Below are 11,604 nucleotides of genomic sequence, written 5' to 3' on the forward strand. Positions count from 1 at the left end.
TGGCCTGGGACAGCGGGATCAGGGAGACGTTCGAGCCGAACAGGCCGGTCTTCACGGAGACCCACTCGGGCTGGTTCGTCGCGTTGTCCAGGTAGACCTCGTCGACCTTGCCGATCTTGTCGCCGTCGTTGCCGTAGACGGTGGTGCCGTAGAGGGTCTGCGCGTCGAAGGTGTTCACGGTCATGTCGATCTCCTGTCGTTCGGGTGGGACTGCTCGGTGGGACGCCTGTGCGCGTTCCCCGCGGTCGCAGCCGAGTTGCGTTGAAGGCTGCGCGCTCAGCGTCGGCGGCCGGACAGCGAGCCGGCGATCGTGACGCCGACAGCGGCGACGGCGACCTGCAGGATCAGTTCGATCCAGTCGAAGCCGGGCGTGGTCGCCACGCCCACCGCCTGGGCGATGAGCGTGCCGATGATCGCGGCGATGATGCCGACGACGACGGTCAGCAGGATCGAGATGTTCTGCCGACCGGGCAGCACGAGCCGGGCGAGGGCGCCGATGATCGCGCCGATGATGACGGCGGTGATGATGCCGCTGATGGTCATGTCGACTCCCAGGTCGTTGCGGCGGGTGGGGCGCTCTCGACCGGGACGGTCGGCGGTGTGCCGACGATCTCGTGCTTCACGGCGTCAAGCGCTCAACCATCAAGCCAGGCACCGCAGCACCCCGCAACTCGAGATCCGGCGGCACCCGCCCGGGAGAGGCGCCACCCGTCGCCACCGACCAGAGCCCGATGAGCCGGCAGGAGTGCTCCACCTGTCCGTCAGGGTGACGCGGGGTCGGCAGCCCGCGACGAACCGGCCGGACAGGGCGAGGTCAGAACCGGGAGCGGGTCGGTGGCGACCCACCCCGGGGCCATCGGCAGGATGTTCGGGTGAACGAGCCCGACCGACCGACCAGCGAGGCCCCCGGCGCGACCGGCGACGACCGCGGCCGGTGGACCACCCGACGCCGCGTGCTGACCGTCGCCGCAGCCGGCGCCCTCAGGGCCGGCGCGTGGGCCGTCTGGCCCCACATCGGTCCCGCCGCCCCCGCCGAGCCCCCGCTCGCCGGACCCGTCGAGCGGGACAGCGGTGTCCTCTCGGCGTTCCCGAAGCCCGGCACGCCCACGGCCCGGCCGCAGACGCAGATCAGCCTGCGCGGGCTGCCCGCCGACACCCTCGGTGAGGTCGTCGTCGACGGCGAGCGGTCCGGGCGCCACGAGGGCCGGTTGCTCGCCCACTCCGACGGACGGGGGCCAGCTTCGTCCCGTCGGCGGAGTTCGAGGAGGGTGAGACCGTCACCGTCACCACCGAGCACGACGTGCGTGGTGCGGGCGGACGCCGCTACTCGTTCACGATCGCCGAACTGGCCGACCGGCCCGAGCTCGAGGCACCACCGGTCGACCCCGAGGCGGAAGGTTTCCACCGGTTCGCCTCCGCTCCCGACCTGCGGCCCCCGCTCGTCGAGGTGCACACCTCGCTCCCCCGGGCCGTCGACGGGCTCGTCGCGCTGGGCGTGAAGAACGGGTACGGGCAGAAGGGGCCCCTGCTCCTCGACGCCGCCGGGCAGCCGGTGTGGTTCCACCCGCTCACCGGCGCCGACGCCCGCGACGTCCGTCTCCAGCAGCTCGACGGGCGACCGGTGCTCACGTGGTGGGAGGGCGTGCAGGCCACCGGGTACGGCTACGGGGAACTCGTCGCCGTGGACACCGCCTACCGGGAGGTCGCCCGTTTCGGCATGGGCAACGGGTACGACGCCGACGCCCACGAGTTCGTCCTGACCGACGCGGGCACGGCGCTGCTGGTCGCCTACGAACCCGTGCGGATGGACCTGTCGGACCGGGGTGGCGCCCGCCGCGCCTCGGTCGTCGACTGCGTCGTGCAGGAGGTCGACGTGGACACCGGGGCGGTGCTCTTCGAGTGGCACAGCGTCGGTGAGGTGTCCCTCGACGAGTCCTACCTGCCGGTGGAGGACGAGCGCTACGACTACGTCCACGTCAACTCCGTGGACGTGGACGACGACGGGAACCTCCTGGTCTCCGCACGCCACACCTCCACCGTCTACTCCCTCGACCGCGTCACCGGCGGCGTCCGCTGGCGCCTGGGGGGCCGCGCGAGCGACTTCGAGGTGGCGCCGGAAGCGGTGTTCATCCGGCAGCACGACGTCCGGCGGGCACCGGACGGCACGCTGACGATGTTCGACAACGGCAGCGCGGAGGGGGAGCTGCTCCGCGAGAGTTCCCGCGTGCTGTCCCTCGACGTCGACGAGGTCGCACGCACGGTCACGCTCGCCCGGGAGATCACCCACCCCGACGGGTTGTTCGCCGAGAGCCAGGGCAGTGCACAGGAGCTGCCCGACGGCAGGTTCTTCGTCGGGTGGGGCAACCTGTTGCGCTACTCCGCCTTCGACCCGGACGGCGCGCTGCTCCTCGACGCGACGTTCCCCTCCGACACCCGGGTCAGTTCCTACCGGGCGTTCTCCGTGGTGTGGGACGGGCAGCCCACGACGGATCCGTCGGCGGTGCGCTCCGAGGACGGCCAGGGGGTGCTGGCCAGCTGGAACGGCGCCACCCGCGTGGCGACCTGGCAGGTGGTCGACGCCGCCGGTGGGACGGTGTTGGGCAGCGCACCGCGTTCGGGGTTCGAGACGGCCGTCCCGGTGCCCGACGCCGGTGAGCCCGCGGGGCTGCGGGTGGAGGCGCTGGACGCCGACGGTCACGTGCTCGGTGCGGTCCGGGTGGGTTGAGCGGTCCGGGCCGCAGCTCGGCCCCCGGAGAGCAGGACCGCAGGTCGGACCGTGAGCCGGCAAGGGGACTTGAACCCCTGACCGCCCGATCACGAGGGAACACGCTCACCGTCCGCCGGCCGTTGCGGGCTCGGGCAGTCAGTGCAGTACCTCGGCCAGCGACTCGGATGGTCGGTACCGAGGGGGCGGGCAGATCACATCGGCGCGGCCGACGTTCACCGTGCGGGCAGGCGCGTGGCGGTGCCAGGGGCGCCGGCAGCTGCGTTGCGACTCAGGCACCAGGCGGCGAAGGCGTCGGCCGACAACGGACGGCTGTGCACGAAGCCCTGGACCTCGTCGGCGCCCAAGCGCCGCACCAGCTGCAGCGTGTCCTCGTCCTCGACTCCTTCGACGACCAGCCGCAGCCCCAGTTCGTGCGCCAGGGCCACGGTGCCGGCGACGATCGCTCGCGTGCGCGGGTTGTGCAGCAGGCGGGAGGTGAAGGAGCGGTCCACCTTCAGCTCCGCTGCGGGCAGGTCGTCGAGGTAGGCCAGGGAGGAGTACCCGGTGCCGTAGTCGTCGATGCTGATGCCGACCCCGTGCGCGGCCAGTTCCCGGGTCAGCGTCGCGGCGTGCGCGGGGTTGGACATCAGGGTCGTCTCGGTGATCTCCAGCACCAGGGCGTTCGGCCGCACGCGGTGCTCGCGCAGGGTGTTCAGCACCAGGCACAGCAGCGTGGGGTCGGTGAAGCAGCTGGCGGAGACGTTGACCGCGACCCGCAGGGGCAGTCCCTGCTCGCGCCAGGCGGCCGTCTGCTGCACGGCGATCCGCACGACCTCGGTGGTCAAGGTGGTCATCAGGTCGTGCCGCTCGACCAGGTCGACGAAGGTCTGCGGTCCCACCAGGCCCAGGCGGGGGTGGCGCCAACGCACCAGGGCCTCCGCGCCCACTACCTCGTCCGTGCGCAGGTCCAGCTGCGGCTGGTAGTGCACGACGAGCTCCCCGCCGGCCACGTCGCCGGCGGCGTCGGGGGCGCTCAGCAGGACCTTCAGCTCCTCCACGAGCCGGGCCTGCTCACGGTGCTCGCGCGCGGCCGCACGATCGTGCAGGCGGGTACCGCCACCGGCGGTCTTGGCGGCGTACATCGCCATGTCGGCGTTGCGCAGCAACCGCTCGCTGTCCTCCGGCACGTCCTCCACCGCCGGCGCCGCCTGCACGGACTGCACGGACTGCACGGAGTCGTCGGGGGCGCGAGCACCCGCCTGCTCGCGCGCCCCCGCCCGGGCGGCGGTGCGTGGACGTGCCCGTGTCGCGATGCCGATGCTGCACGCGACGAGCAGCCGGTGACCGTCGACGTCCACCGGCTCACCGACAGCGGCCTGCAGCGCCTCGGCCACTGCCAGCGCGTCCGCGGTGCGCTCCCCGGGCAGCAGGTACGCGAACTCGTCGCCGCCCAGGCGCACCGCGGTGCCGTGCTGGCTGACCTCGACCTGCAGGCGGGTGGCGACGTGGCGCAAGAGCTCATCGCCCACCGCGTGCCCGAAGCGGTCGTTGACCGCCTTGAACCCGTCCAGGTCGATGACCGCCAGCGTGGCCGCCGCGCCGTCGGCGTCCAGCTCGGCCAGCAGCTCCTGCAGGGCCCGGCGGTTGGCCAGACCGGTCAACGGATCGGTCAACGACTCCAGACGGGTGCGAGCCAGCTGGTCCAGGGAGCGGATCAGGTGCACCGAGCGCAAGCTCACCAGCGCCAGCGCGACGACGACGCACACCACGGCGGCCACCGGCGGGTGCCGACGCAGGATCGCGGCCACGGCGAGCACCCCGACCCCGGCGGCCAGCACGACCAGCGAACCGCTCGCGTGGGCGCGCGTGGTCACCGCTCGCGCCGTGCTCGAGCTGGGCGCGGGGGCGGCGCTGGTCGCGAGCAGGGCACCGGCCACGGCCCAGCACGCAGCGGCGCCGCCGGCGTCGAAACCCTCCCGGCTGAACCGGGCGCCCTGCAGGACCTGCTGCGCGGCGAGCAGGCTCACCGCCGCCGTGGTCATCCAGATGCGTGCGTCCGTGCGCAGGCCTCCGATGAAGGCGACGGTGACCGCGGTGCCCAGCAGCATCAGCAGGCACGCCGCGGCCAGCACCCACAACTGCAGCCACCACCACGGCCAGGAGCTGCCCGGACCGCGCAGCCACGTGATGCCCGTGGTTCCCACGGCAGTCAGGATCAGCACCGCGCCGACGCCGTTGAGCCAGTCACCGGGCCCGGCGGTCGTGGATCGGTACCGGTTCCAGTGCACCAGCCCCTGGTACAGCAACGGACAGGCACCGATCACCGCAACGGTCAGCAGGACGCTCACCGGGCTCGGCGCAGCCCCGGCGGGGCCGTGGGCACCGACGCCGAGACCGGTGACGCTCACCACTGCCGCGGCGCTGACCCCACCGATCAGCACACCCAGCGCTCGGGTGACGCAGCGCCACACCGTCAGCTCAGCACCCACCCACCGCGCCCGGCGCCCCGTGGTGCGGGCGGCGAGCACCAGAGCCACCACCGCCAGCGTCAGTTCCACCACCTGCGGGGTAGCCACCCAGGTTCCGGAGCGTCCCGCCGGGGTGGCGTGGGCGACCAGCGCGAGCACGACAGCGGTGACAGCGGCGGCGACGCTGCAGCCGACCAGCAACCCCGTGCCGATGCGCCCGCCCTCCTCCGACGTGAGAGCCACCGCAGCCGTTCGAGGAGGCGCGGGCTGCTCCGGGACCTGCGGTCCGCGGGCCTCCGCCGGCACCTGCGAGCCGCGGGCAACGGCTCCAGCGTGCGTCGGCAGCGCCTCCGCGCGTCCTGCACTCATGCGGTGAACGTCGGCACCTGATCGGTGCGGCAGGAGCGGCCAAGCGGGTGTCGGGCTCGAACCCGGCAGCACGCCGAACCCGCCGCGCAAGGCCCGCGGCGCTCGTCTCGCAACCGGTCGGTTCCGAGCTGGCCGAGCGGGAGGTCGTACAGCTCACGCGGTTCCGCGGGCTCGGGCCACCAGTTGCTCGAGGCTGGCGAGGTAGTCCTCGAACCGGGCGCGTCCCTGCTCGGTCAGGCGGATGGAGGTCTGGCGCCGCACGGCGCGCTCCTTGCGGACCTCGACGTAGCCGGCCTGCTCCAGGGCCGTGACCTGCTTGGACAGCGCCGAGTCGCTGGTCCCGATGCTCTCGCGCAGGAAGGTGAAGGTGACCCACTGCGCCGGGGCCAGCAGCGAGCAGATGTTCAACCGTGCGGGAGTGTGCAAGAACTCATCGATGCCCACCGCTGCAGCAGCACCGGCGGCTGGAGCGGCGTTCGTGGCGTGGGGGGCACCGTCTTGCTGCACGCCGCTCACCGGCGACGGCTCGCGGCGTAGCGCGCCTGCACCGGGCGCGAGACGAAGGCGATCACCAGGCAGGCCAGCGCCATGCCCGCGGTCGCCGGGATCGGCACCTCCAAGGCCCGGCTGACGCCCTGGCCCAGGACGTAGGCCAGTGCCGCCAGGGCGTAGGTGCCCCACAAGGCGGCCGTCCAGCCGCGCGAGGCGGGGTAGCCCCTCAGGCGCACGCCGCGGTTCCAGGCGACCCCGACGCCCATGAGCACCAGCAGCACCCACAGCCAGATCATGTCGGCGTCGATCAAGACGCCCAGGGCCAGGGCGCTGGAGCAGATGCTCCAGGTGGCCTTGCCGCTCCAGGCGGTGGTGCCTTCGGCGACGGCCTGCCGGCGTCGTTCGGCCGCCAGGGCCAAGGTCGCTTCGGCTTCACGAGCATCCATCGCTGTCGTCCTCTCGGGGGGTCGCGTGCTTTCCTGAGAAGAAAGTAACCCTTGCTTGCCTGACAGGCAAGTCTTGCCCGTAGGGAAAGTGCGATGGGGGCGCGTCGGCTCCCCGCCGCCAACAGCAACCGCACCACGCGGGAGCGGCAGCGGCAGCTCGCGCCAGGACCCCAGGCGTGATGACCGGGCGCCCGAGCACGCCGCTGGCGCGAAGCGGTCACCGCCTCGAAGACGGCCGGTACCGGCACAGCCGTTCCAGTACCAGGGTCGACCGGGAGCGGACGGCCCCGCCGGGAACGACTCGGTGGGACGCTCCCACGGTGAGCACGAATCGCACCGCCGTCGGCCGGAGCGCGCCGATGAGCCGGACCGAGCGCTCAGCGGCGCCCGACGTCGCCCGTGGGCTCGCACTGCTCGGCATCGCGCTGGCCAACAGCGTCTCGCACATCAGCGGGCGAGAGCTGGGCCCCTCCTTCCGCCCCATCGACGGCACGGACGCGGACCGGGCGGTCGACGTCGTCGTCGGGCTGTTCGTCGACAACCGCGCCTTCCCGATGTTCACGCTGCTCCTGACGTACGGGCTCACCGTCACCGCGCGCCGCCAGGAGCAGCGCGGGGCACCCTGGGCGCGCACCCGCTGGCTGCTGCTGCGCCGCACGCTGTGGCTGGGCGCCTTCGGGCTCGCCCACCTGGTCCTGCTCTTCGAGAGCGACATCCTGCTCGTCTACGGCTTGCTCGGGCTGGCCGTGGTGCCGCTGCTGCGGGCCCGGGAGCGCACGCTCGTCGTGGCCGGCGCGCTGGCGCTGTTGCCCTACCTGGCCTTCAACGGTGTCGACGGCATGCCCGGCGCCCTGAGCGGCCCGCCCGTGCCGCTGTCCTTCGACACGGACAGCTTCACGGGTGCGCTGGCGGCGCGAGCGGCCATCGCTGTCTCCTACGTCGCGACCGCGCCACTGGTCGTGCTGGTCTTCCTGAGTCCCGCGGTGATCGGCGTCCTGCTCGCGCGCCGCCGGGTCTTCGAGCGCCCTGCCGAGCACCTGCCGCTGCTGCGGCGCCTGGCGCTGGGCGGTTTCGCTCTCAGCCTGCCGGGGGCGGTGCCGCTCGTGCTGGCCTCGGTGCAGGCGCTGCCCGTGGGTGTGGCCGGCGGCTACGTCCTGGGGATCCTGCACGCCGGCACGGGTCTGGCCGGCGGGATCGCCTTCGCCGCGCTCGTCGCGTGGCTGGTCGGGGTGCGCGAGCAGGGGGCCGCGCGCGGGGGCGGGCGCTGGGTGGCGAGCGGAGCCTGGCGGGTCGCGAGAGCCGTGGGGCAGCGCTCGTTGACCTGCTACCTGCTGCAGTCGATCGTCATGGTCCCGCTGCTGGCGCCGTGGGGCGCCGGGCTGGGTGCGGGGGCGGGCACCGCCCTCGTCGCGCTCGTGGGCGTGGCGACCTACGCCTGCACCGCGCTCGTCGCGGTGCTGCTCGAGCGCGCCGGCCGGCCGGGCCCGACCGAGGTGCTGCTGCGGCGCCTGGTGTACGGACGGCCGGCACCAGCGACGGCCTGACGGACGCCTCTTCGCCGTGGCGCCTTGCGTCGATGAAGCGCAGACCGGTCAACGCCTCGTTTCCGAGGCGCCCGGCGGGGCATCGGGCAGGCCCTCAACAGGGCGCCGAGCAGGGGTGCCCCATACGTAGCGCTGCTTGACATCTAGCCGAAATCTTGGGATAATGACCAGCGCAACCCCGGAGTGGCCCACGGCCGCCGGGGTTTCGTCGTTCTCAGGGCTCCTGTTGAGCACGCAGAAGCCATCCGGGTGACAAGCGATCAAAGGTGCGTCCCCGTGGGTCGATGCGCTGCGGGAGCGCTGTCCTGGCGGGTCTGAGCACCAGACCCGCGCACGTGATGGCGCCGCTGCAGCAGCGATCGAAAGCGGTGAGCCAGCGTGCACGAGAAGCACTCCAACCGGCATGACCCCAAGGCCGGGCAGGACCCGCACGGCGCGGCGGTGCGCCGCTCCAGCAGCGGGCGCATCCCGCAGTGGGCCATGGACGAAGCCGCCGGCCGCCCCGGCACGGCCCCGACCTGGCGCGGCGACAGCGTCGACACCTCCGCCGGTGGCACCGGGCACCGCAGGAACCGGCGCCGGCGCAGCAGCTGGTCGCGCGCTCGAGCGCGAGCACGCCTGCGCGGGCGAGTGGGCGTGGCCGCGGTGGTGCTGGCTGTCGCCGCGGGCACCGCGTGGGCGCACACCAGCGGCCTGGCCGCCGGGCCGGCTGCAGGCACCCAGGCCCCCTCCCCCGGCCACGAAGCCGCCGACGCACCCCTGGGTCAGCCTGCTCCCCTGGCGCAGAGCAGCGACGCTTGGCGGGCGCTGCACACCCAGACCGACGGCACCACCCCGGTGGCCTGGGACCCCTGCCGGCCCATCCACTACGTCACCCGCCCCGACGCCGCCCCCGCCGGTGCGCAGGAGCTGCTGACTCAGGCCGTCGCCCGCGTCAGCGCCGCCACCGGCCTGCGCTTCATCGACGACGGCACCACCACCGAAGGCCCGGACCCCCAGCGCGAGCCCTACCAGCCCCAGCGCTACGGCGACCGGTGGGCCCCGGTGCTGATCACCTACGTCAGCGCCGCCGAGGTCCCCGACATCGCCGCCGCCGTCATCGCCCAAGCCGGGCCCGTAACCATCACCACCACCCAGCCCAGTACGTGGGACCGCCTCAGCGGCCGACCCGGTGAACCGGTGGCGGTGTACGTCTCCGGCGCCGTGCAGGTCGACGCCGCCCAGGTCGCCGAGGCCCTCACCCACCCCGGCGGCCCGGAGCTGGTGCGCGCCGTCTTCGAGCACGAGCTGGGCCACCTGCTGGGACTGGCGCACGTCGACGACCCCGATCAGCTGATGTACCCGCAGACCGCCGAGCAGTACGACTACGCCGCCGGCGACCTCACCGGCCTGGCCGCCCTGGGCACCGGGACGTGCGTGCCCGAACTTTGATCAACCTGTCGGTATGGCGACACAACGATCACTTCTGAGGCGGCGACCCCTGACCGCCCAGCGTCCTTGCAAGGCATGACGACCTTCCGCTCATGACGTACTCCGGGCGCGATCATGGCCGCTTGGCGACTTCACGGACGTGTCGAAGAGCGAGCGGTCGCTGAGCATGGCGATCACCTGCATATCGCCGATGATCGAGTGCTCCGGCTCGTGGGACCGCTGCCAGGATCACGGGATGGACGACGACGAGCTGCAGCAGGCCGCAACGGAGGGCCGGCACCAGGCTGAGGCACTCGACGCTCTGCGAGCGTGGCTACTGATCGAGGACTCCTACGAGGCAGGCGGCGTCCCCGATGAGGTCACGCACTTCATCCACGACCACATCAGCCGCCTCCTCGGGCCGCAGGCTCAGGCGGTGGGAGGCGACTTCCTGCGTCAGCGCCTCGAGGCCGGTGAGACCCTGCCCGACCTGGCTCGTGACCGCACGGCCCTGCTCGACCTGCTGGCCCTGATCGAGGGGAAGCGGCGCCGGGGCTTCGAGCTGCAGTGGGTGGCGAACCGCCCCGCACCCCGGACTGGCGAGGCCTACCGACCGCAGGCGCTGCTGGTGATGGCTGAGTACAGCGTCGGCGACCCGGTGTGGGACCGGCCGCTGGGAACCGGGGAGCCGGTGTCGTTGCACCACCTGGGTGTCTCCGACGCCCTCGTGCAGCGGTTGCGAGGGTGGAATGAGCAGTTCGAGCAGTTGGCCCTTACCGACTTCGAGTGGGAGAGCCCCCAGGCCCACACCGCGTGGGTCCAGCAGGGCCTGCAGCTGGCGCACGAGCTGCCCGAGGTGGACGTCCGCTACTTCCACGCTGACGACGACCGCCCACTCCGCAGCTTCTGAGCGGTACCGCCTGCCTGCGCGGTCTCGTGCACAGACGCGCGGTCATCCCGCGGTGCGCGTCAAGAAGAACCAGGGCAACCTGGTAGCACAAGTGCTACCTTGACCATATGACAGTCGTCGGTCTTCGCGAACTGCGCCAACAGGCCTCCGATCTCGTCCGCCGCGTAGAAGCGGGAGAGGAGGTCACCATCACCGTGGCCGGCCGGGCCAGTGCTCGGCTCGTCCCCGCCAACGCCAGGTCCTGGCGCACCTGGACCGACGTCGAGGAACTGTTTTCCGGACCCGCCGACCCGACTTGGGAACAGGACCGAGACCTCATCGACTCCGAGATCCGCGACCCCTGGGAACCGCGGTGAGGACGGTCATGGACACCAGCGTCGTCATCGCCCGCGACATCGGCCCGCTACCCGGAGAACTGGCCATCAGCTCCGCGACCTTGGCCGAATTGCACTTCGGAGTCCTCGTGACGGCCGACCCGGCAGTCCGCGCCGAACGCCTGCGCCGACTGTCCATCCTCCAGCGACGATTCGACGCCCTACCCCTGGACGAAGCCGTCGCCGCCAGCTACGGGCAACTGGCCGCCGCAGTCGTAGCTGTGGGACGGCAACCGCGCGGTCGCACGATGGACCTGCTCATCGCCGCCACCGCCCATGCGCACGACGCTCGCCTTTACACCCGCAATGCTGCGGACCTCAAAGGCGCGGACGAGCTCGTCGAGGTCGTCTCCGTCTGACGCCTCCGCCGCTGCTGCTGCGACGTCACGGTCACCCCGCTTGTCAGGAGGTCGCCGACCGCCCGGATCTGCCGATGTCATGGCGTTGCCCTGCTCACCGAGCGGTAGGCACTGCCTGCGTCGGCGTCGACGGCCCGCGTTCCGGTACCGCCAGGTGTCAGCGGCGCTTCGCCGTGTCGGCCAGCACCGACCGTGCAGCTTGATCGGCCCGGCGGTACGCCAGCACCAGGAACACCATCAGCAGCACCATCCCGCCGATCCCGGCAGCACTGCTGACCGCCTCAGCCGCGCTGGCGGGCGCGAGCATGACGCCGAGCACACCGACTGCGAAGACCACCAGCGATGAGCCCGCTCCCAGCCGGGACAGCGGCCAGGCCGCCGCGTGTCCTGCCTGCCACGCCCCTGTCTGTCAGGGTGAGTTGAGGCCAGCCGCTCGTAGCAACCTCTCCTGACAGGGCGAGATCGGAACCATGATCGTGACCGTGACGACACCCACCCCCGTGGTCGAAGATGGACAGGTGACTG

General features: G+C 72.5%; 12 protein-coding genes. 6 read left to right on the top strand and 6 right to left on the bottom strand.

What is annotated here, in order from left to right:
- Together ACRYM0_RS18555 and ACRYM0_RS18560 are read right to left on the bottom strand one after the other, a co-directional pair.
- The coding region (locus ACRYM0_RS18555) for a PRC-barrel domain-containing protein (protein ID WP_432507324.1) at positions 1-184 on the bottom strand (184 nt) is incomplete at its 3' end.
- A 92-nt stretch (positions 185-276) separates the two neighbouring features.
- On the bottom strand, positions 277-543 hold the full coding sequence (locus tag ACRYM0_RS18560; protein WP_432507325.1) for a GlsB/YeaQ/YmgE family stress response membrane protein: 267 nt from the start codon (positions 541-543) through the stop codon (positions 277-279).
- 757 nt (positions 544-1,300) lie between these two features.
- Here ACRYM0_RS18560 and ACRYM0_RS18565 point away from each other — a divergent pair.
- Positions 1,301-2,725, top strand: a complete 1,425-nt coding sequence (locus tag ACRYM0_RS18565) for an arylsulfotransferase family protein (RefSeq protein ID WP_432507326.1) — start codon at positions 1,301-1,303, stop codon at positions 2,723-2,725.
- A 215-nt stretch (positions 2,726-2,940) separates the two neighbouring features.
- On the opposite strand, the gene ACRYM0_RS18570 is transcribed toward ACRYM0_RS18565, so the two are convergent.
- The 3 genes from ACRYM0_RS18570 to ACRYM0_RS18580 form a co-directional block, all read right to left on the bottom strand.
- Complete coding sequence (locus ACRYM0_RS18570) at positions 2,941-5,418, bottom strand: putative bifunctional diguanylate cyclase/phosphodiesterase (RefSeq protein WP_432507327.1); 2,478 nt, start codon at positions 5,416-5,418, stop codon at positions 2,941-2,943.
- Positions 5,419-5,697: 279 nt separating this feature from the next.
- Complete coding sequence (locus tag ACRYM0_RS18575; protein WP_432507335.1) at positions 5,698-5,988, bottom strand: transcriptional regulator; 291 nt, start codon at positions 5,986-5,988, stop codon at positions 5,698-5,700.
- A gap of 68 nt (positions 5,989-6,056) precedes the next feature.
- A complete protein-coding gene (locus ACRYM0_RS18580; protein WP_432507328.1) occupies positions 6,057-6,482 on the bottom strand; it encodes a hypothetical protein in 426 nt (141 codons plus the stop codon).
- 320 nt (positions 6,483-6,802) lie between these two features.
- On the opposite strand from ACRYM0_RS18580, the gene ACRYM0_RS18585 reads away from it, so the two are divergent.
- The 5 genes from ACRYM0_RS18585 (at position 6,803) to ACRYM0_RS18605 (ending at position 11,079) form a co-directional block, all read left to right on the top strand.
- Positions 6,803-8,026 (top strand): DUF418 domain-containing protein, encoded by a 1,224-nt coding sequence (locus ACRYM0_RS18585; protein WP_432507329.1) that lies wholly within the window; start codon positions 6,803-6,805, stop codon positions 8,024-8,026.
- Positions 8,027-8,404: 378 nt separating this feature from the next.
- Positions 8,405-9,457, top strand: a complete 1,053-nt coding sequence (locus ACRYM0_RS18590) for a matrixin family metalloprotease (protein WP_432507330.1) — start codon at positions 8,405-8,407, stop codon at positions 9,455-9,457.
- Between the two features lie 139 nt (positions 9,458-9,596).
- On the top strand, positions 9,597-10,346 hold the full coding sequence (locus ACRYM0_RS18595) for a hypothetical protein (protein ID WP_432507331.1): 750 nt from the start codon (positions 9,597-9,599) through the stop codon (positions 10,344-10,346).
- 107 nt (positions 10,347-10,453) lie between these two features.
- Positions 10,454-10,702, top strand: a complete 249-nt coding sequence (locus tag ACRYM0_RS18600; RefSeq protein WP_432507332.1) for a type II toxin-antitoxin system Phd/YefM family antitoxin — start codon at positions 10,454-10,456, stop codon at positions 10,700-10,702.
- 8 nt (positions 10,703-10,710) lie between these two features.
- Positions 10,711-11,079, top strand: coding sequence for a type II toxin-antitoxin system VapC family toxin (locus ACRYM0_RS18605; protein WP_432507333.1), 369 nt, complete (start codon positions 10,711-10,713; stop codon positions 11,077-11,079).
- 157 nt (positions 11,080-11,236) lie between these two features.
- On the opposite strand, the gene ACRYM0_RS18610 is transcribed toward ACRYM0_RS18605, so the two are convergent.
- Entirely contained in the window at positions 11,237-11,416 is a 180-nt protein-coding gene (locus ACRYM0_RS18610) for a hypothetical protein (RefSeq protein WP_432507334.1), read from the bottom strand.
- Positions 11,417-11,604 lie beyond the last annotated feature (188 nt).

It is taken from the genome of Kineococcus arenarius subsp. arenarius, from assembly GCF_050871845.1.
In the GTDB taxonomy this organism is placed as follows: domain Bacteria; phylum Actinomycetota; class Actinomycetes; order Actinomycetales; family Kineococcaceae; genus Kineococcus.

Excerpts from the sequence above, each read along its gene's own strand:
- ACRYM0_RS18560 (WP_432507325.1), bottom strand. The coding sequence starts at position 543 with ATGACCATCAGCGGCATCATCACCGCCGTCATCATCGGCGCGATCATC.
- ACRYM0_RS18580 (WP_432507328.1), bottom strand. The coding sequence starts at position 6,482 with ATGGATGCTCGTGAAGCCGAAGCGACCTTGGCCCTGGCGGCCGAACGA.
- ACRYM0_RS18605 (WP_432507333.1), top strand. The coding sequence starts at position 10,711 with ATGGACACCAGCGTCGTCATCGCCCGCGACATCGGCCCGCTACCCGGA.
- ACRYM0_RS18600 (WP_432507332.1), top strand. The coding sequence starts at position 10,454 with ATGACAGTCGTCGGTCTTCGCGAACTGCGCCAACAGGCCTCCGATCTC.